We start from the raw sequence: 21,113 nt of genomic DNA, 5'->3' as shown, positions 1-21,113 counted from the left end.
GTGTTGTGACTTCTCGCCGAGATACATTCCAGACATTAAGTTGTCCTTCCTCTACATAAAAGTTCGGTTCCCCGGGGAGGGCGCAGTGTTGCGCTGCCCCGGGAGAGGCACCGGTGGATGGGTGCAGGGCCCGGGCGAGGGTTAATCAGGTCCGGGCCCTGCACTGCCGTGGGGGAGGGGCATTCTCCGCCCGCCGGTGGGTTACTGGTGGGCCAGTGCCATGCGCTGCCGGTCTGCTTCCGTGAGGTGCTGGTCGTGGCCGTCGTCGTGCAGGTCGATGCGCACCGTGTGGATCGTGCCGGTGAACGCGTTGTCGACCGGGAGGTAGTCGTCGGTGACCGGCGTGCCGCGGTCGACGCCGATGTTGAGCGTCTCATCGAAGGAGAAGTAGTAGGCCGTGGTTTGGGCTACCCTGCCCTTGCCGACGATCTTGCCATCAGCGGAGAGGCGGATTTCCGCGCCCTTGCCGATGCCGCCGCCGTCGTACTGGAATTCCAGCGTGACTTCCTGGGTTCCCGGCACCAGGCGCTCGTCCGAGCGGACAATATAAAGGTCCCGTCCGTAGCAGTTGTGGGCGTAGCTCAGGCGCCCGTCCGCCACATAGAGGGACCAGCCGCCGAAGCGGCCGCCCTGCGCTATCAGGACACCTTCGGCACCGCCCTCCGGGACATCAACCCGGGCCGTGACACTGTGGGACCTGTTCTTCACGTTCAGGGTCGTTTCTTCGGTGAAGCGCCCCATGCCCGCCCGGTAGGTCACCGATGTCCGGTCGCCAAGCAGATCGATCCGTCCGGCAACTTCAGGGTTTTCCCGCTCCGTGACCCGGTCATCGAGTGGGAACACGTTGTACTTGCTGGCCTCGATCAGGAACAGCTGCTGCAGCTCCCGCAGCTTTTCGGGGTACTTCTCGGCGAGATTGTGAGCCTGGCTCCAGTCGGTCCGGATGTCGTAGAGCTCCCACACGTCTTCGTCGAAGGCCGGCAGCCCTTCCGGGACCATTTCCCAAGGTGTGCCGTGGCGGGTCACTGCCGTCCAGCCCTCATGGTAAATGCTGCGGTTCCCGCACATTTCGAAGTACTGAGTGCGCCTGCGGTCTTCAGCCTCGGGGGCGTTGAAGGTGTAGACCATGCTGGTGCCCTCAATGGGCTGTTGTGTTACGCCGTTGACCGTCACCGGGTGCGGGATGCCGGCCGCTTCGAAGATGGTCGGGGCAATGTCGATGACGTGGTGGTACTGATGACGTATGCCGCCGCCCTGGCGGATGCCGTTGCCCCAGCGCATGATCATGCCGTCGCGGGTGCCGCCCAGGTGCGAAGCGACCTGCTTGGTCCACTGGTAAGGGGTGTTCATGGCCAGCGCCCAGCCGACAGGGTAGATGGCATACGTGCTCGCGTCGCCCAGGGCATCGAGTTCCTGGGCCATGGCTTCCGTGCTGTCTTTGAAGCCGTGGCCTACCAGATGCTCGCGCATCGTGCCTTCGATGCCGCCCTCACCGGACGCCCCGTTGTCACCGAGGATGTAGATGAAGAGAGTGTTGTCCAGCTCGCCCAGTTCGTCCAGGGCATCAACGAAGCGCCCCACCTGGATATCTGTGTGTTCGGCGAACCCGGCATAGGTTTCCATAAACGCGGCGGCTACCTGGTGCTCGGTGTCGCCAAGTTCATCCCAGAGCGGCACAACGTCAGCCCACGGGCTCAGCTCGGCGGATTCGGGGACGACGCCCAGTTCCTTCTGCCGGGCCAGGGTCGCTTCGCGTTGGGCGTCCCAGCCCTGGTCGAAGCGGCCGCGGTACTTGTCCTTCCACTCGGGAGCGACGTGGAAGGGGCCGTGGGTGGCGCCAAAGGCGATGTAGCTGAAGAACGGCTTCTCCGGCGTGAGGGTCTTCTGCGTCTGGACCCAGTTGATGGCCTGGTCGACCAGGTCTTCGGAGAGGTGGTAGCCCTCTTCGGGCCGGCGTGCCGGCTCGATTGGGGTTGTGCCGTCGAAGAGCTGCGGGTACCAGTGATTCATCTCAGCACCCATGAATCCATAGAACTTATCGAAGCCCTCACCGACGGGCCACCGGTCAAACGGCCCCGAGGGGCTGACTTCCCGGGGCGGGGTCTGGTGCCACTTGCCGAACGCGGCGGTGCTGTAGCCATTCATGCTCAGGGTCTGGGCAATGGTGGCTGCGCTGGCCGGGCGGAATCCGGTGTATCCGGGGGCCGAGGTGCTCATTTCGGTGGTCACGCCCATGCCCACCGAGTGGTGGTTCCTGCCCGTCATCAAGGCCTGGCGAGTGGGTGAGCACAGGGCTGTGACGTGGAAGCGGCTGTAGCGCAGCCCTTCTTCGGACAGCTTTTCCGCTGTCGGCATCTCGCAGGGACCACCGAAGGCACTCGAGGCACCAAAGCCCATGTCGTCGATGAGGACGACCACCACGTTCGGAGCGCCGTCCGGGGCCCGAAGCGGGGCAACAGGCGTGAACGGTGCCTCTTGCTGGTGGATTCCCATTGCCGCCGTCACCGGCTGGCTTCTCCCTGCCGGGATGGGCAGAATTTCGCGGATTTCATTCATCGGTTTTTGCTCCTATCGAAGGCTGTTAAGGTTTGATCGGTGGTGCCGGCAGGCTCAGATTCATGGAAATGACCCTCAAATTTAGGTGTCGGGTGCGCCTCTTACATCGCTAACGCACCGCGGGCAAGGGCATACAAACCTTGGACTTACTTATCACTCGGGTCGTCCACCGCTGGCCTTTCACAGTCGAGCCGTCGTTGACCGGGCACCGCCTGGCGAGAGCGAGGGCACCGGCTGCGAGGAATCGTCATGAGAACGGACGCCCTTATTCAAAGATTTCTCATCTTCACCCGTTTCTGCGTCCTCGGTCTCCTGCGCGGGCACGGTGCCGATTTCGCCGGTCTCAGGGTCCCAGCCGTCGGCCCATTTGCCGGTTTCGTAGTCAAAACCCACCGGCTCGCCCTCTGCAGTGGTGCGCTGATACCACTCCGTATACTCCTTATTCTCCGAATCGGTGTCGGCACCGGCCCCGCGCCCTGGCTCGGTCTCGACGACCTGGAGGCCGAAGTCGTCTCCATACTTGTGGACGCCTTCCAATACGGCATTGGACACCGCGATCTGGGCATACTGAGCGCGCAAAATATACGGGTCTGATCTCAGCTCTCGGAACCAGGCGAAGATGATCAGGATCATCACGAAGGCGAACGGCACAGCCGTGACAATCACCAGTGATTGCAGCCCTGTAAGAGCGGACGCGTTCCCGATCAACAACATGACCACGGCGATCCCGGACATGACCAGGCCCCAGAAAACCACCACGAGTTTGGGGGGATCCTGACTGCCGCGCGTGGTGAGAATACCCATGACCACTGAGGCGGAGTCGGCAGAGGAGATGAAGAAGATCGCCAGCACCACCATGATCACAAGAGGAAGCCATTCCGCGAAGGGAAGATTGTCCACCAAGGTGAACAGCACTTCGGAAGGAGCCATCGAATCATGGAAGCCAGGACTCCCCTCACGATTCATCCAGATTGCAGTTGCCCCCATGGTTCCGTACGAGACAAAAAGCAGTGCGGACGGAATGAAGATCACACCCAGGATGAATTGTCTGATGGTCCTGCCGCGAGAGATGCGAGCGATGAAGATGCCGACGAACGGTGACCAGGAGATCCACCAGGCCCAGTAATAGACAGTCCACGTGGATTGGAACTCGAGTGTTTCCTCTCCCCAGGAAGCAGATCGTGCCATCAGATCGAACAGTGATCCGATATACACCATGATCGACGATGGCAGCATGTTCAGCAGGAACAGCGTCGGCCCTAAGATGAACACCACTCCAACGATGCCCAGAGTGAGAATGATATTGATATTCGAGAGATAGCGAATGCCTCTGGCGACGCCGGAAACGGCGGAGAGGATAAAGGCGATCGTCAGCACGACGATGATACCGACGAGGACAGTATTCGTCAGTTCAGAGACACCCGAGACGATGGTGATACCCTGGCCGATCTGGAGTGCGGCGATCCCCAAAGCTGCAGCCGTGCCGAACAGAGTGGCGATGATGGCGAAGATGTCCACTAGTTTTCCGGCGAATCCGTCAGTGTGCCTCTGTCCGAAGAGGTGCCGGAAGATCGAGGACATCAACAGCGGGCGTCCGCGCCGGTATCCCACATAGGCGACCGCGCCGCCCACCAGGGCATACATCGCCCACGCATGAAATCCCCAGTGGTAGTAAGTTTGAGCCAGCGCCTGATGCATGGCTTCGACTGACTTGGCCTCGACCGTCCGCGGCGGCGGGCTCACGAAGTGGGTCAGCGGCTCGGCGGGGCCCCAGAACAACACACCGATGCCGAGACCGGCGGCGAAGAGCATCGCCACCCAGGAAAACGTAGAGAATTCCGGGGTCTCACCGTCCTTGCCGAGCGGAATCTTCCCGTATCGGCTGACAGCCAACCACAGCAGAGCCACCAGCACGACGGTGGCGACGGAGTTGAAGAGCCAGCCCAAGTTGGTGGTGGTCCAGGAGAATGCCGCGCTTGCCACCTCGGAAACGCTGGATGGGCTGATGATGCCCCAGACGACGAAAGCCACGGTCAAGGCACCAGCCGCAGTGAGTACGACCCTGTCCAGACTGTAATGCCGACGCTGTTCATCGACGCTGATACCCGGCACTAACGCCGGGTGAATGTTATGGGGGTACCGCGGCCGGATGTAATCCAGGCTGCCTATCGGCTTGCCGTCCTTGCGACCGGTATGTTTAGCTTCGTCGCTGTTCCTTCTGTGAGTGAACGATACGTCTTTAGCCATGAAACATGCACCTCTGTTCGTTTGATTTGCACTTCAGCCAGAGTGAAGACATAACGATTTCCCCTGACGCAACGTCTTCGCTCAGCTCAGCGGTGGAGCGGTCCAGCCGTTCTTGGTGACCAAGATGCCATGGCTTCCCTCTTTGATGGCACGGCGCTGAAGTTCGTCCACGATGATGGCGAGCACTTACTTCTGCCCGTCTGGCTTTTTCGTCCCCTGCAGAGGTGGCTTCTTCACTGCAAAGGACAGTTTGGGTCTTTAGTTCGCTATGTGCACTACGTTGCGTTCTCCGCAACTTGTGCTCTTAGTGTTACCCGAATCACGTTCAGGGTCAAGAGTTTTACGGGAGTTGGGCGCTTGTTTCGTTGGAAGAGGACTCTCTGTTTCCTGCCCCGAGAGCAATAGGACGCCCTGAGCTGAGCAGAACCGCACACGAAGCCGCAAGCGGCCTTTATGACGTTCCATGATCCAAGGGAAACGAGTCTGAGAGTATAAGTACATGGCATTTCCAGTGCGCGATGTTGACACGACGACGGACGGCGAGCAGTCCGCTGCCGAGCTTCAGGGGGGCGGCCTTCAATCAGTTGATCGTGCCATTGCAGTTCTGAAGATCCTGGCGCGAAACGGCAGTGCGGGCGTCACGGAAGTCGCCGAGGAAATGGGAGTGCACAAGTCGACCATTTCCCGGCTTCTCAGAGCGCTGGAAGCACAAGGTATGGCGCAGAGCAGCGGGCGGGGGAAGTACCAGCTCGGACTTGGCATCCTTCACTTGGCCAATGCCATACCGATGCGGCTGGACCTAACAAGGGAAGCACGCCCTATCCTTGAAGCCCTCGCCGCAAAATTCGGGGAAACTGTCAACTTGGCCGTTATGAGCTCGGATCATGTCGTGAACGTCGACGAAGCCTTCGGTCCCTCAACGCTCGCCGCCACGCAAAACTGGATGGGCCGCTTGACCCCCATTCACGCTACGTCGAGCGGAAAAGTCTTCCTAGCATCACTGTCGACCGCACAGCGCAGCCGCATCTTGAAGGATTTGGGTATGCCCTCGGTAACAAAGCAGACCATCACCTCACGCCAGGAACTGGAGGAGCAACTCCTGACAGTGGCGAACCGCGGATACGCCACAGTGCATGGAGAACTCGAAGACGGACTTAACGGCATCGCCGTCCCGATCCATGGCCACGAAGGAACCGTCATTGGCGCCGTCAGCATTGCGGGCCCGTCATTCAGATTTGACCCCGAAAAGGTGCCCGGACTGATCGAAGAGCTGAAAGCGGCCGGCCGAAAAATCAGCGAAAACATGGGATACGGACCCGCACAAGTCCATCATTGAACGGGAAACCGCGCGCTGTTGTTAGATCCTGCCGCGAAATCCCACTTGTTCCACCAGTCCTCATCCACAGCCGTTGCTTGCGGTGAGCAACTATACGCCCCGCAGGCCCTGAACGGTTGGTTCGGTACCGGCAATGTCAGCGTGTCATAGCTAGTCGCCGGCTGGATCAGCGTGATGGTCGCCCAAGTTGCGGCGCGCACGCCGTTGTGCGGGGGCGGGGCGGCAATCCCGTGCCTACTGAAACCGGTCTTGCCCGGGGAGTCAACGGTGCGCAGGCCAGTCGACTACTGTCTGCCGCCACTCATCCGGAGCCTAACGAGGCATTCAGGACCAGAAGGTCCCCGCGAGGTTATCAGAGCTTCTTTTCTGGGTAGGATGCTCAATGCCACCGGCCCGGCAGGACTTTTCCGCGGGCCACGGTCCTTAGGTTGCTCGGGGCGGGTCAGTAATGGCCAGTTGGCCGGTTGTGTCAGGGACGCCAGGAAATTGCACCGGCAGGGTCTCAGTAGCGGCCACTGGCGCCTCTGTGGAGCGCATGCGAAGAAGCGCCACCGCGGAGATAAGGAACCAAGCGACGTTCGAGACCACGGACGGCCATGCTTCATGGAATGCACAATTGACAATGAAGGCGCAAGCACCTAGGAGATTTGCGGTTTGGAAGCGCCTGCCGGCTTTCAGCCAACCCATGGACACGGCCAGGTACGCACCGAGTATTGCAACCGCGCCTGCCCAGCCGGCAATTTCCCACAGCAGTTCCATAATGTCCTTTCAAAGATAGATAAGGCGGCGTTATCCAACCGCTGACCGCAGTCAAGGGCGGGCTACACAGGTGTGCGTCTCGGAAACTGCATCAAATATTGCTGAACCAGCCATCACAACAGCTCGTCCCCCGGGATTCTACTGTTGGCTCCAAGGGCAATTATGTGGACGAGACAGCTTTAGATCAATTGCATTTGACTGAAGATATGGTTTAGAACTACTTAACATGGATATCGACCCGCGCCGGCTGCTCGTGCTTCTTGCCATTGCTCGTACCGGAGGCGTGCTAGCCGCGGCTTATGAGCTGGGGATTACGGCGTCGGCAGTGTCCCAGCAGCTCAACAAATTGGAGGACGAGACGGGACACGCCTTGGTTGTGCGTACACCCAAAGGCTCGGTTCTAACACCCGCCGGCCTCGCGATAGCTGAAGCCGGCGAAGAGATCGAACGGGCACTCAGTGTTGCCCGCGCCCGCATGGAAGGCGGGGCCAAGGTTGCAGGGGCCGCGCGGATTGGCGGCTTCACCAGCTTTATCCGGACAGTGGTGATTCCCCGCCTGCCCGAGTGGCGCAACCGGTACCCGCAGTTACAGATCCGAATTGTCGAGGACGACTTCCCTGCGCTGATGCGGCTGCTGCGTCAGCGCCAGCTCGACGCCGTCGTGGTCGAGCTTGATTCAACGACGGCCGAACAACATTCACTTTCCACCGGAATGACCGAGGAACCCCTACTGGACGAGCCATGGAAGCTGGTGGTTCCACCAGGCGCACTGCTCAGCACCGAAAACATCGACCTTGCCCGTCTGCCGCTTCCATGGCTCGGCGTCGAGTCATCAGCTGCCAACGCTTCGGTCCTGGGCCGACTCCGTGAGTCAACAGGCGCCCGGCTTGAAACTGTCCACCAGTACCAGGACACCCTGACCGCTCTCGCACTCGTCGCTGCGGGTGAGGGCATTGCAATCGTACCCACCTTGGCGTTGAGCGGACTCATCCAAGACGGCGTTGATGTCTTGGACGTCCCCGGTTTGGGTACACGACGCATCGTTCTGCGGCGGTTCGACCGGCGCCGGCAAACCAGCACCCCGATGGACACGGTTGCACGCCTCCTACGGGAATCGGCTGCAGCGTTCGACACTCGAGCAACATCCTAACCGGCCTCACCTTCAAACCATTGTGTCCTTCCCAGTAAAGCCAAACTTTCTTTGACGACACCACCAGCACGCCCTTTCGGGTGAGGCCTTGGACTAGGGCACGTAAGTCATCGAGGTTCCGGGCAAGCAAACGCCTGATTTTGCAGCCAAGGGAGCTGCCAAAACCTGGAAGTGAATCCAACAATCGGCGTTCTAACCGGCCACGCATTGGGTTGAAGCCAGCATCTGCTAGCCGTAAGACCGGGGCTCCGCTTTTCCGGTAGCGATGTCAAGGAACCGACCCGCCGCTCCGTTGGGGGCTTCCGGTCCTTCCCAAATCGCTTTGAGCTCACGCTTGAGGTCTTGTTCATAGGGAATCTCTACGAGCCGTCCGGCCTTCAGTGCACTTTCGACAGCCAGTTTGCTTAGAACGGCTGGCCCCAAACCTGCAATCGCGCTTTGGCATATGGCGGAGTTGCTGTTAAATTCGACGATTGGTTTAGAACGTTCATGGCCGATCGTCTGGTCGAGGAAAGCGCGGGTGCCCGATCCCTGCTCACGTTCAATCAAGGGTGTATCTGTCAATTCCGCTTTGGTCAGGGGCCGGAAGCGGCCTGCCCAGGGATGGTTCACGGCCGTGACGATGACGAGACGGTCGGTCCACACAGTCTTGGATTGAATGGCTTCCGGGATCTCCGGGGTTTCCACGAACCCCAGGGGCGAGCTTCCTGTTTGGATCACTTCGATGACTTGCTGGGAATTCATAATTCGCAAGCTTGTTCGTAGAGCAGGCATCTGCATTTGAAAGGCGCCGAGCCAAGTGGGAAGAAGGTACTCGGCAATAGTCATGCTGGCGCATACGGAGAGCTCTTCGCCGGCAGGCGTCACTAGTGCAGCGGCACCCGCAGCCAGTTTCTCAATGCCCTCAAAGACTTCCCTGGCCCATTCGACAGTGAGTATGCCTTCTTGAGTAAGCGAAGATCCGCGGCTGGACCTGTTAATCAGCGTGTATCCAAACCGCCGTTCCAAGGTCTTGAGGTTGCGGGTTGCGTTGGATTGGGCCATGCCGACGGCGCGAGCCGCTGCGCTGAGGCTGCCGTGATCCGCAATTCCGGTAAGTAGCCGCAATGCCGGGAGTTGCAGCCAGTTCTCGATTGGTGGTTTACCTGCGGTATCCATATCAAAAGGATATGTCTGTCATGGCAAAGAGGGGGCTACTGCCGGCCAGCGTGGCCTGCGAAGTTGTTGACATGAGCAATAAGAGCCAACCGGGAACTTCTGCCGATCATGCCTCCGATCGCGCCACCGCCCCTCCTCCAGCGCATAGGCAGCCCAATGGCCAATTTATGCCATTCCTGCCGGGGAGCATCGTGTGTATGGCGGCCGGACTTCTCGCTTGGGCATTGGCAAAAAACTTGATGCCGGCCGTGAGCCCGTTGTTGATTGCCGTTCTGCTGGGAGCGCTGTGGCGGAATGCCCTCCCCATACCGGGCTTTCTTTCCCCGGGGATTATATTCTCCTCGAAGAAACTGCTGCGTAGCGGTATTGTCCTGCTGGGCCTCCAGCTCTCGCTTTCCTCGATCCTTGAGCTCGGGCCGGGTGTTCTGCTTGTTGTCGTGCTGTCGGTCGTTGTGACTTTCACTGCGACACTCTGGCTAGGGAAGCTGCTGGATATTAGCTTGCCGCAGCGCCTGCTGATCGCTTCGGGATTCTCGATTTGCGGTGCAGCCGCCGTGGCCGCCACGGAGAACGCGACTAAGGCAAAAGAGGAGGAAGTGGCAACCGCAATCGGCCTGGTTGTGCTGTTCGGAACCCTGATGATTCCCGCCGTTCCCTTCTTTGGGGGACTGCTTGGGCTTCCCGAGAAGTCTCTGGGCCTCTGGATCGGCGCGTCGACTCACGAGGTGGCCCAAGTTGTGGCGGCGGGCGGAGCAGTGGGCAGCGCAGCACTGGCCGTCGCCGTCACGGTGAAACTTGCCCGCGTCCTCATGCTGGCCCCAATCATGGCGAGCATTGTCTTGTATAGGCGCCGTAGTGAGCCGAGGAGCGGTGGCAAATTGCCGCCGGTCGTCCCTCTGTTTATCCTCGGGTTTGTGGCAGCGATGCTTCTGCGCACCTCGGACGCCCTGCCCTCCAACGTTCTGGGTTTGGCACAGGTTCTTCAGACTCTACTGCTGTCAGCAGCTATGTTCGCCCTTGGACTGGGAGTCCATTTGAGGGGCCTGCTGCGCGTGGGAGGACGACCGGTCCTACTGGGTCTTCTCTCGACACTGGTCATCCTCGTTATTTCCCTGACAGGAACGCTCATCTTCCCTCCAGCCTGAATCGATTCGAAATAAGTCCGCCACTGGGCCATTCGTACGCGGGCCTGAGACTGTATATAGCCGAAGATCACAACGAATTGGTGTCATGCCGCTGGTCTTCCCGCGGCATCCCTCTACCGCCCAGCACCGCCTACACACGCGACGCCCACCCCCAATGGTGCATGCCCGGCTGCTGGGCCTCCGTCCGGGAAGGCCTACGCGGACCGGGTCAAAACCCGTGGCCCGGAGCTCAGCCTCCGGGATCAGGACCGACGCCTTGGAACTGTTCGTCGGCACGCAACATGTTCCGCGACGAACTGTTCCAAGCCAGCATTAATCCTTTACGCGTTCCACGTTGTCAGGCTCCGCTCAGCCATAGTCGATGAGGTCCGCCGCAGGGCCCAGCGGGACACTCTAAGGCACTGGGGGGCGCAAGGGAGACCCGCGCTACGGCAGCCGCCCGACGCTGCAGATCAGAGCCGAACAAGGACCAAAAGCCAAACCGTCCATCCGCGCAAAATCAGATCATCCACCAATGGATCAAAGCGGATATCTTGACACCCCGGGGAGTGCAGCCGACGGCTTCACGATCCGCTGCGACCGGAACAGCGGCAAAGATCACTGCATCCATTCGAAATGAACCCTCACGGCTCATGCGGGGCTCGACGCAATAGCAGTCCAAGTTGCTTGACCGCGTGATTTATCTCATATACGTTTACGGTGTCATTTCGGAGACAAGTCGCCTTAAAGGCGACAGGCGAATGGGAGTTGACCCTTGATTGATTGCGATGTTCACAACAGTTGGACAACGGCGGAAGTGCTGTTGCCCTATCTGCCGCCGACATTTCGTGAGTACATGGAACGCGGTGAGTTGCCGGGTCCGAAGGGAGCATTCCCGCATGGTCACAGGCCCTGGTTGCATCCGGAAGGCTTCATGCGCTATGACGCGATCCCCCCCAACGGAGGCCATCCGGGTTCGGATTACGAGCTCATGCGGGAGCAACTACTTGACCGCTATGACATGGAGTACGTCATCCTCGGCGGCGACGAGGCGATTGAAGTCTCCACGCTCGCCAATCCTTACTATGCGCAGGCACTGGCGAGCGCTTACAACGACTGGATGATCGCTGAATGGTTACCGCGGGACAAGCGGTTCAAGGGGTCTCTGGTGGTCGCGCCACAGAATCCCGAGCTGGCCGCGGCCGAGATCCGCCGCCTCGGTGCTCACCCTGACATCGTCCAGGTATTGGTCTCCAGTGGTTCCCAACGCCCTTACGGTGATCCCTTCTTTCACCCGATCTGGGAGGCATGCGCAGAGTTCGATCTCCCGTTCGCGCTGCACTTGGGGGGTCAGGGCGGCCTAAATTCAACCCCCATCGGCTGCGGCCCCACGACCTTCTTCTGGGAGACCCACGCATTGCTGGCTGAGACCGGCATGGCTCACTTGGCCAGCACCATCGCTCACGGCGTATTTGAAAAGTGGCCCAACGCGCGGCTAGTGATGATCGAATGCGGGGTGGCATGGGTACCGCCCATCCTGTGGCGACTGGACGAGGATTACAGAGCTCTGCGCAAGGAGACCCCGTGGCTCAAGCGGCTGCCCAGCGAGTATGCACGGGATCATGTGCGAATCACCACCCAGCCGTTGGAGCAACCCCACAATCCGTCGGCATTGTGGCCAGCGCTTGCCGATATCGGTGCGGAGGACATGCTCATGTTCGCGTCGGACTACCCGCATTGGGACTTCGATGACCCCGACTTCTTGCGAATTCCTCAGGAGTGGAGGGAACGCGTTCTCTCCGAGAACGCTAGAGCCCTCTATAAGTTGCCGCAGCGACAGCTCAAGCAGATGACCGACGGGGCGCTGACTCGATGACGACGAACAGCACAGTAGCCACGAAAAAAACTCGACGCCACGTGGTATGTGACGCTTCCGAGATAACACCGGGCGAGCGTCGGATCGTTAACGTCGACGGACGGAGTATCGGCGTCTTCAATGTTGAAGGCAGGTTCTACGCCCTGCACAACGGCTGCCCACATAAGGGCGGCGCACTCGCTGAGGGGCCGATCTGTGGGACCACACTGCCCACGGACTCCCGCGATTTCGCCTACGGTCGGGACGGTCACATTGTGCGCTGCGCCTGGCATGGTTGGGAATTCGACATCACCAATGGCCAGGCACTGGCTGATAGAGCCTTCCACGCGCGGACCTATCCCATCACGGTCGAGGACGGAGTCGTCATCATCGAAACCTGACCCTTCATGAGAAATTGCCGAGGTGCTGATACGCGCTGTGGTTGTCCCTCCTGGGTAGCCGCCTTCGCTGGCATTCGATCCGGCCAAGGCGGCTACATGGTCTCAACCATGGTGTTCGGCACCGCACCCGGCGGCCCTTCTTATAGTCATCACAATATGGATCAGGGCACAGCGGACCTGACGCTTTATCGATGGCCGCATAGAAATAAAACCCTGCTGTCCAAGCGGCTACTTATTCGCTATCCAAAAGGCCGCTAGCTCCTAAGCGCGCGGCCCGAGATTCATTGCAAAAAGCAAGAAACCGGAATCACGACAGGAGATAACAGCATGAGCAGTCCTGAGCAAGCAATTCACGTCATACTCGACCAGTCAATTTGTATCGGAGCAGGCAATTGCGTCCGCATGGCACCGGGCGCTTTTGTGTTCGACAAAGATCGTCAAATCGCCGATGTCGGTGATCTCTCCGCGGCAGAATTCGAACGCGTCAGCTTAGCTGAACGATCCTGCCCTACCGGAGCAATCTACATAGAGTAGGCAAACGCCGTAGTTACTCAGCTTTTGATCGCTGCCGTCATTGATTACATAGGTGGTGTTGCTGGCGATTCAATGTCACCGCCGTCCGCCCTATGAGGAAACTAGCTGTAACTCCCCGGCGGCAGTCCATGGTCAGGCGATTGATTGAGATCACCGGCTTCTAGGATCTGCCGAGATTCGGTAGGAGCTAACGGTGCCCGGCCAAGGTCCAGCCACCCCTGGCGCATGCGTGGGCTCCCTCAGGCCTGATGGTCACAGGTCATCGAGGCACCGCGGAGCGAAGTTGCGGAGTTTCGTGCCCTGTTGGCCCAGAACCGCGCAACTCCCACGAGCCCGGCAGAGGCACCGGCGGTCGGTGTTGTTGAGGCCGAAGACCGGGCCACCGGGGGCGTGGAGAATGTGGCTTGGAAGCCGCTGTTTCGTATTTGGCTGCATTGTTCCGGGGGCGGTGCGCCCGGGCTTGAAGAGCCGTAGATCGTCCGTGCCGCAGGGGCATACCGGTGGCGGACGGTGGCGCCTGCGGCGCGGACGATCTACGGCGGGACGAACCCGCCGGAACTCCCCTTCCGGCGTACCATGAGCACTTTCAGAAGACATCACCCTGAACAATCCGAAGGACCGATCGCGGACAACACCTCGTCCGACTGGCCCCGCACAGTCACTGCCACCCACCGTGGCGCTGGAAAGGAAGCTTTCGCGCACCTGTCCCGGGACGAATCCTTGGCAGGGATTCCGGTTGATTCTCGAACTTTCCGGCAGGATCAGCAGCCGGACTGCGCTCCTGGAGGCGTCATCGATTTACCCGGCCCAAGGCTACGACGACCTGGCTGCCCTCGGTGGATCCACAATCTTGGCAGACGTTGAAGCCTCCATTATTGGGCTGTCGGAAGCCAACCGCCGCCGTTCTGCGGCAATCAAGAGTCCGCCCCCTTTTTCTGCAGGACGTCTGGTTCCCTAGGTTCCGCCGGCCAACCCTCCGCGTCGATCAAGGCTCCTGTAGACCATGCCGGCGGACTGCCGGCCCGACCTCGATGCCAAGGCGACCTGGCCTGTGCACAGTACACATCATTCCCCCGAGAGTAAGGATTCATGACCATGCACGCAGCACCTGATTGTCTAGTCGTAGCCGTAGACAACCGGATGGAACTGGATACCGCCCTGGATGAGGCGGTGGATATGCTGAAGCCGGCGGCGATGGCTGAACAGGTCGGCGTCTCGGTGACGCGGCTGGCGCCGGGCCGCTATGAAGCGCGTTTGAACAGCGATGTTCCCCCGGGCCTAACACTCGAAAGGTGGGGGAACGAGCGGTGATGAGCGAGCGTCAGAGGGAAGTCTCCGGCTCGCCGGGGGGCAACGTGTTTAGTTTGGTCTGCCCCGCTGCCCGCCAGGCTGGCTGCTCGCTGCGCACGGCGGTTCTCCACTCAGGGCCGAGGAAAAACGGGTTGAAAGAGTCTTTGACGGAATGCGAAATCAAAATCTTCCTCTCCCTGGCCCGCGGCGACCGCATCGCTGTGAGAGACCACGAAACCGGGGCATTGGGGCACGGGTGGGTTGACGTGCCTTTTTCCGAACACGGATTTGTCTGGGTTATCACGGACGTCGGTGAGCGGAAGTTGCTCGATATTGGCGTGCACACGGTCTGGCGGCCGGAGGAGTCCGGAGCCTGCGGCAGCGTTCACCGGGAAGCCGATCACATTGAGGATGACAGGGCTCTTACCACTGACTTCAGCGCCGGCGACTAGTCATCCTCCGAAGCGTCCCCCACGCCGATCTTCCCTTGGGTCAAACCCCCCTCCCGCTGACCTTTGAACCGGGTTAGGGCCGTCTGAGGCCGGAGGCAGGAGCGCGGCCTGTTGCCGCTGCAATGTGGTGCGGGAGGAAACGGCAGGGCATCTCTGAATGGTTAGCGGCCAGGGTCCAGATACAAAGAGAGCTGATACATGCCCAATGCTGCTTCCTGCCCAGGCTGGCGCCCAGCGGATGCGCTTCTTGCGTCGTGACACCGGCATGCTCACTAGGATCCTGGACCACATGCGCGACGCGGACGGGAACCCGTGAACGAGGTGATCTCATCGTTCCCGACCTGCCCGATCCCGGAAGTCCCCCGGCTCGACCGGACACTCAAACAATGGAAGCCAGCAATCCTGGCCTCGACCCCAACGGCCGCTTCCGACGGGTCTACCGAAGCGATCAATGGCCTCATTGAACCGCCCGCAGAATCGCCCGCGGCTTCCTCAACTCACCAACCACAGACTCAGATGCCTACTGGCAGCCGATGGCCATCGATGTTACCGATCAAACCGGGCCAACCATGTCTAAATCCGAAGAGCCGGATTAGAATCAATGGTTCCCTAGCCTGGGTGCATATTGCCCCCACGAACCTCGGCTTGGGCACGCAGCCGGGAAGCAGGGGCCGATGCGGGCGCTACATCATCTGCGCCCGTGTGCGAACTTTGGTGAGTTGGGCCAGATCTTGACCGATCATCCCCTGGCTGCAGCCATCGTGGACGGCCTGACGTTCCGAGGTCACATCATCAACAGCAGAAAGGCTAGCAAACACGAACATCGCACTACCAGGTGGGGCTAAATCAAGTACGAATACCAACCAAATGAAGTTGCTATTCCAACTTCGCCGGCACGCGCTGTCCGGGCAACCAGCAACGACAGTCACCATCACCGGCTAACGATAGATAAGTAGTTTCGAAGCGCCTCGTGAAGGCATACTCTGACGCATCGTGCCCACCGCTCTTTACGGGTCGCTGGATACGACGCCCCCCAGCCGCGCGCTGATCTCATCAGCCGCCGCAACCACCAGTACGGCTAACTCCGAAAGGCGCGTGTCCGGGACCCGGTATTCAGGGCCGGACACGCTCAATGCGGCAATGCATTGCCCTCTATCGCCACGCACCTGAGCGGCCACACCATACAGACCCTCCTCCAATTCCCCGCGCGCGGCCGCCCATCCAGAATCACGGACCTGCTCGATCTCCACCTGCAACTGATCCTGGCTGGCGATCGCCCGCCCGGAGCGCGGCTCCAAGCTCAATTCCAAGATGTCGATATCGGTGAAGGCCAGGAAAACCTTGCCGGCCGACGACGCGTATAGGGGTGACCGGCGTCCTATCCACTTGCGGGTGCCGATCAGGTAAGTACCATCAGCTTGTGCAATATCTAGCGCTTCATCACCATCGAGCACCGATAGCACCACCGTTTCACCGGTCTGTTCAGCTAACCGCCGCATGATTGGTTGGGCGTCCTTGGTTAGGTCACGATCGGCAATCGCCAGCATGCCGAGCCTACCGATTTCAGGGCCGAGACAAAACCCCTCACCGCCCGCCGATCGCTCCAGAAATCCCCGCTCAGCCAAGGTGGCTGCGAACCGGGAGGCACTGCTGCGGTGAATGCCCACGCCCGCAGCTAGGGCGCTGACCGTTTTCTCCTGCCCGGGACGATCGAAGAGTTGCAGCATCTGCAACGCGCGATCGACTGTTTCCAGAGTCCTCATGCCTTCCTTTCGTACGCGCCCTCATTCTGGTGCTGACCACGCGTCCGGCGGACGTGCTTCTGGTACCTAATAACCAGCCCCATGACCTCTAATGTCAGTGTAACTAGTCCAGTGCTTCTCCGGCGCGCACTTGTTGAGATCGACCAGGGCGTGCGTGCAGGCGAAAGGCCTGTCACAACTGCTGGGTCCTGCTTGACACGTTTCCGGGCGACGACTGGCAACAAGATGCGATCAAGCCGTATGCCACGGAGACAATGCGACTCATCCCGCACGAAAATACCTGCAGGGCACTCCTGCCGACTAGCCATCATTCTAGGTGTATTGCCCACGGACGTTAGGAACGTTCTTCACCCAATGTCCTCTCCCGGCCGCATAGGATTAGCCATATGGAACGCCCGGAGCATCTCCAGGGCTGCCGACGAACAGTGGCTGCGTCCGTAGCCGGCGTGCAATCTGTAGATCGTGCGATCACACTTCTGGAAATCCTGGACCGAACCCGGTGATGCCGGAGTAATCGAAGTCGCCCGGGGAGCGCGGCAAGTATCAGTTTGGGTTCACAGTCCTCCAGCTCGCCAATCCGATACCGGCAGACTAAGCCAGGTTAGGGAATCCCGTCCTTGAAGAAAACGAAGAATTCGAAATTGGCTTAAACGGTAATGCCGTACCGCTCCATCACCACACAGGCAGCATTTCCGGTCCCTCATTCCGCTCCAAACCTGAAGAAACACCTCATCTGATCGAGCACCTTAAGCAGGCAGGGCAGTGTATAAGCGCCCGAATGGGCTACTCCGCCTGACTCAAAGTGGCAGGCACGGAGACTATGTGCGGGTTTGCAGCACGATGCCTGCTGAGGAAACCTTGTGTGAAGTCGCCGACACGTTATCGCAAAACGGCTCTTGCCCAGCTAGTCCAGGAGCAAGGGATCGAACTCGGCGACCCGGACGGGCTGTTGAACCGGTTTAGGAAGAACGTCGCTACCTCGAACCTTGACATTCTTGCCCGCGCCCATCGAGCCCGAACGACCACCGAAGAAGTCGGCGCCCTCAGCTCCTAAAACCGAGGATTACGTGGCGTAGTCGTTACTAGACGTAGAAACCTGGCTTTCGGACAGGCGTCGGTACTTACGGGGATTCCAGTGGTGGACGGTTCTGTCCTGAATTGGCGGAATGGGCGAAACGTTAAGCTAAGGAAACAGACTGCGGTGAGAGAACAGTTCCCTTGTTGAGGGATTTGCGCCATCTCGTGAAAAGGCGCGGTTGATTCAGACCCAGGGCGCCCACCGGTGTATCGTCGCGGTAATATACCGCCAGGAAGCTGTGGTCTTTTGGGTCTCCGGCTTCGATCTGGATTCTATCTGCACCGCGGGCGGTGCCTATGAACTGCAGTCGCAACCCGTATTGTTCGGACCAGAAATAGGGCATGTCCAGCAACTCGGAACTGCTGTCATCAGACGGCGAGTCGCTGTCTGACATCGTGTTGAGTAGCGCCACCGCCGCACGTGCCGGCCGCTCAAGTGCGCCGGTCCAGTGTTCGACACGTTCGGGCGCCCCTGATCGGTGATCGAACCAGGCGGCGCAGTCGCCTACGGCGACGACACCGGGAATCGATGTTCTGCCCATTGAGTCGCAAATGACGCCGTTGCCCAGTTCCAGGCCCGTCCCGGCCAGCCAGCCGATATTGGGCACTGCGCCGATGCCGACGACGACGACGTCGGCTTTCAGTTCACGACCGTCATCAAGCTTGACACCGGTGACCGTGTCTCCGGTCACATGGAATGTCTCGACTCGCACGCCGCAGACCAAATCGACGCCGTGAAGACCGTGCAAGTCGCCCAGCACCGCTCCCATTTGCGCCCCCAGCGGCCCGAGCAGGGGTACTTCGGCCATTTCGAGGATTGTGACGTGCACGCCGAGTTCCTTGGCGGTTGAGGCCACCTCCGCGCCGATGAATCCGGCACCGATCACCACCAAGCTTGCGCCGGGCAGCAGTTGTGCCCGAAGCTTCTGCGCATCGTCCAGGCTGCGCAAGGTATGCACATTCCGTTTACCTGCCAACTCGGGGAGCATGCGGGCACTGGCTCCGGTGGCCAGGACCACACCATCAAACGGCACTTCAGTGCCGTTCCTGAGTCTGATGACCCTGCGTTGCGGATCCAACTGTTCGGCGGGCACACCCAGCCGCCACTCTGCCTGAAGATCATCGTCGGCCGTTTCCAGCAAAAGATCCGCGGTGTTGATACGACCAGCTAAGAAATCCTTGGATAGTGGCGGACGGTCGTACGGTCGATGGTCTTCGTCTCCGATGATGACCAACCGGCCGGAGTATCCTTGGGTTCGCAGCGCACGCGCGGCGGACAGGCCGGCTAATGACGCACCGATAATCGCTATGGAATTCATCCTTGCCTCTCCCAACTGAGTTGGTTTTAAGAGGTGCACGAGTAATCTCGAATCTCAGATAGTGCAACTCTGTTCACTTTATGCAACAGCCTGCGCTCATTAATAAGAATGTGTCAAGGCTCCAAAAAGTTTCAATGCATCCCTTGACATTTGAGCATGGCTATTGTCACACTGTTGCCCAAAGTGAACGGTGTCGACCGTAGTGCAACGCAGCGACCTGTGCCAGACCTCGGCGAACATTCTGAACCCAGGGCTCCCGTCAAATATTCGCGCAGGGCCGCGGCTGGGATAGTTCTTCAACCCGCGGGCAGCAATAGGCCCTTCCGTTATTCACTAGCTCTCAAACAACTCGTGCTTGACTAACTGATTGTAGGGAATCTCATGAGCTTCACTGTTGTTGACGACGCTCCTGTCCGCGGCTTCCATCGCAAACTGATCGTCTCGTGTTCGGGCGGCCCACTACTCGATGGCTATTTGCTCGCTATCGTGGGAATCGCACTCCCTGGGATGGGCAGCGAAATGAATTTGGATACGGGGACGGTCGCTTTGATCGGCGTCGCGGCGCTTGTCGGGATGTTCTTCGGCGGCATGATCTTCGGCCCGCTCACCGATAAAATCGGTCGTAAGCCGATGTATACACTCGATTTGCTAGCACTGATCGTGTGCTCGGTGCTCTCCGTGTTTGCTACGTCCGCCTGGCAACTCATCATACTGCGCTTTATTCTGGGGGCGGCAATAGCGGCCGATTACCCGATCGCAACCTCACTACTCACCGAATGGCTACCGCGAAAGCGTCGCGCTCTGCTGTTCAGCGCACTAATCATCGTCTGGTATTTGGGGACCTCTTTGGCTTATCTCGTCGGTTTCGCCATTAACGAAGTGCTGGGTGATGGCGGCTGGCGCTGGATGATTGCCAGTTCCGCCATTCTGGCGGTTGTTATCTTCTTGCTCCGAATCGGCACTCCGGAATCTCCAAGGTGGCTCGTCAGTGTCGGGCGCTCCGAGGAAGCATGTCGCGTCATCAAGCAAACCCTTGACGCGACGGTCACCACTAAAGAATTGAGTGTCCTCGAGCCGGAGCGCCAGAGCAGCATGCGAGAGAGCATCGGCCAACTGTTCCGCGGCATTTATCTGCGGCGTATGGTGTTTGTCGTCGTTTTCTTCACCTGCGCGATTATCCCGCTATTTGCGTTGCTCACCTTTGGACCTCAATTGTTGGGCGCGATGGGCATGGGCACGGGTAATGCGGCCAACTTAGGCACGGCGCTCATCAACTTGGTCTTCGCCCTCGGGTGTCTGCCGGCGATGTGGCTTCTGGAAAGGGTGGGACGGCGCAAAACCATCATCTGGTCCTTTGGGCTCATGGTGCTTCCTCTTCTCGCCCTTGGCGTATGGTCGCATGCCCCTGCCCCCCTCATCCTCAGCTTCTTCTGCCTTTACGCGCTATTTTCCGGTGGTCCCGGCATTTTGGAGTGGGGATATCCGAATGAGCTCTTCCCCACCCACCTTCGCGCCGCCGCTGTCGGCGTGGCCATCGCAGTGACTCGCGCCGGGGCCGCGATAGGCACTTTCTTGGTTCCAATTGGTCTGATCTCTCTGGGTGTCTCTACCACCATGTTCATCGGGGCTGGTATCACCTTGCTTGGCTTCCTGGCCTGTGTTGCTTGGGCTGAAGAGACTCGCAACCGCTCCCTTGAGGAGATAGGACAGAGTAAACAGAACCCACATACACCAAGATCAAACCACAATCCGGTTCCGGGGGCAGAGGACGAAATGGTCGATATTGATGTCAGGTGAACTGAAAGGGGTGGTGAACTGAAAGGCGAAGATCGACCGGAACAGAAAAAGTCGAAATATCCGCCTCCTCGAACCAGTGCATCCTGTGGTGGCATCGGAGGTTATACACCCTGAAACTATCGGTTTCTGCAGGGCCCCGACGATCACATCGTTCGGGCCCTGCAGGCGCAAGTATCGTCTCCAAGCTGGCCTTGGTCCACGCGGCTACGGGCCGGCCGATTGAGAACTGAAGCCTTATTTGATAGGAAGGACCCTCGAGTTGTCTGGAACGTATCTCGGCGAGAAGCCACCACAT

At 59.6% G+C, this 21,113-nt stretch carries 16 protein-coding genes; 10 read left to right on the top strand and 6 right to left on the bottom strand.

The window, feature by feature from the left end; all coding sequences use genetic code 11:
- Positions 1-201: 201 nt before the first annotated feature.
- Complete coding sequence (locus CXQ90_RS21295) at positions 202-2,556, bottom strand: arylsulfatase (protein WP_104141334.1); 2,355 nt, start codon at positions 2,554-2,556, stop codon at positions 202-204.
- 180 nt (positions 2,557-2,736) lie between these two features.
- Positions 2,737-4,803, bottom strand: a complete 2,067-nt coding sequence (locus CXQ90_RS21290; protein WP_104141333.1) for a BCCT family transporter — start codon at positions 4,801-4,803, stop codon at positions 2,737-2,739.
- A 499-nt stretch (positions 4,804-5,302) separates the two neighbouring features.
- Here CXQ90_RS21290 and CXQ90_RS21285 point away from each other — a divergent pair, with 499 nt between their 5' ends.
- A complete protein-coding gene (locus CXQ90_RS21285) occupies positions 5,303-6,139 on the top strand; it encodes an IclR family transcriptional regulator (protein ID WP_104141332.1) in 837 nt (278 codons plus the stop codon).
- A 423-nt stretch (positions 6,140-6,562) separates the two neighbouring features.
- Here the strand turns inward: CXQ90_RS21285 and CXQ90_RS23115 are convergent, their stop codons facing one another.
- On the bottom strand, positions 6,563-6,898 hold the full coding sequence (locus CXQ90_RS23115) for a YgjV family protein (protein ID WP_104141331.1): 336 nt from the start codon (positions 6,896-6,898) through the stop codon (positions 6,563-6,565).
- Positions 6,899-7,124: 226 nt separating this feature from the next.
- Here CXQ90_RS23115 and CXQ90_RS21275 point away from each other — a divergent pair, with 226 nt between their 5' ends.
- A complete protein-coding gene (locus CXQ90_RS21275) occupies positions 7,125-8,048 on the top strand; it encodes a LysR family transcriptional regulator (RefSeq protein ID WP_104141330.1) in 924 nt (307 codons plus the stop codon).
- Between the two features lie 228 nt (positions 8,049-8,276).
- Here the strand turns inward: CXQ90_RS21275 and CXQ90_RS21265 are convergent, their stop codons facing one another.
- Entirely contained in the window at positions 8,277-9,206 is a 930-nt protein-coding gene (locus CXQ90_RS21265) for a LysR substrate-binding domain-containing protein (RefSeq protein WP_104141329.1), read from the bottom strand.
- Positions 9,207-9,277: 71 nt separating this feature from the next.
- Between CXQ90_RS21265 and CXQ90_RS21260 the strand changes: the two genes are divergently transcribed.
- The 7 genes from CXQ90_RS21260 (at position 9,278) to CXQ90_RS21235 (ending at position 14,862) form a co-directional block, all read left to right on the top strand.
- The gene (locus CXQ90_RS21260; protein ID WP_104141335.1) at positions 9,278-10,351 is read left to right on the top strand and encodes a YeiH family protein; all 1,074 of its coding nucleotides are present in this window, start codon (positions 9,278-9,280) and stop codon (positions 10,349-10,351) included.
- A 754-nt stretch (positions 10,352-11,105) separates the two neighbouring features.
- Positions 11,106-12,206 (top strand): amidohydrolase family protein, encoded by a 1,101-nt coding sequence (locus CXQ90_RS21255; RefSeq protein ID WP_104141328.1) that lies wholly within the window; start codon positions 11,106-11,108, stop codon positions 12,204-12,206.
- A gap of 41 nt (positions 12,207-12,247) precedes the next feature.
- Positions 12,248-12,586, top strand: a complete 339-nt coding sequence (locus CXQ90_RS21250) for a Rieske 2Fe-2S domain-containing protein (RefSeq protein ID WP_219816741.1) — start codon at positions 12,248-12,250, stop codon at positions 12,584-12,586.
- 96 nt (positions 12,587-12,682) lie between these two features.
- Entirely contained in the window at positions 12,683-12,844 is a 162-nt protein-coding gene (locus CXQ90_RS22560) for a hypothetical protein (RefSeq protein ID WP_181038668.1), read from the top strand.
- Between the two features lie 69 nt (positions 12,845-12,913).
- Entirely contained in the window at positions 12,914-13,120 is a 207-nt protein-coding gene (locus tag CXQ90_RS21245; protein ID WP_104141326.1) for a ferredoxin, read from the top strand.
- Positions 13,121-14,209: 1,089 nt separating this feature from the next.
- Positions 14,210-14,431: a hypothetical protein gene (locus CXQ90_RS22230; protein WP_146068951.1), complete on the top strand. Its 222-nt coding sequence runs from the start codon at positions 14,210-14,212 to the stop codon at positions 14,429-14,431.
- Complete coding sequence (locus CXQ90_RS21235; protein WP_104141324.1) at positions 14,431-14,862, top strand: hypothetical protein; 432 nt, start codon at positions 14,431-14,433, stop codon at positions 14,860-14,862. The genes CXQ90_RS22230 and CXQ90_RS21235 overlap by 1 nt, the downstream gene beginning before the upstream one ends.
- A gap of 1,007 nt (positions 14,863-15,869) precedes the next feature.
- On the opposite strand, the gene CXQ90_RS21230 is transcribed toward CXQ90_RS21235, so the two are convergent.
- Both CXQ90_RS21230 and CXQ90_RS21215 read right to left on the bottom strand, forming a co-directional pair.
- A complete protein-coding gene (locus tag CXQ90_RS21230; protein WP_104141323.1) occupies positions 15,870-16,625 on the bottom strand; it encodes an IclR family transcriptional regulator in 756 nt (251 codons plus the stop codon).
- A 1,178-nt stretch (positions 16,626-17,803) separates the two neighbouring features.
- Positions 17,804-19,021, bottom strand: coding sequence for an NAD(P)/FAD-dependent oxidoreductase (locus CXQ90_RS21215; RefSeq protein ID WP_104141321.1), 1,218 nt, complete (start codon positions 19,019-19,021; stop codon positions 17,804-17,806).
- Between the two features lie 381 nt (positions 19,022-19,402).
- Between CXQ90_RS21215 and CXQ90_RS21210 the strand changes: the two genes are divergently transcribed.
- On the top strand, positions 19,403-20,818 hold the full coding sequence (locus CXQ90_RS21210; protein ID WP_104141320.1) for an MFS transporter: 1,416 nt from the start codon (positions 19,403-19,405) through the stop codon (positions 20,816-20,818).
- The last annotated feature ends 295 nt before the right edge of the window (positions 20,819-21,113 follow it).

Origin of the sequence: Arthrobacter sp. ZGTC131, from assembly GCF_002929275.1 — a bacterium.
Taxonomy (GTDB): domain Bacteria; phylum Actinomycetota; class Actinomycetes; order Actinomycetales; family Micrococcaceae; genus Arthrobacter.
The sequence above is the reverse complement of the archived record's forward strand: the minus strand, read 5'-3'. Positions and strand labels throughout refer to the sequence as shown.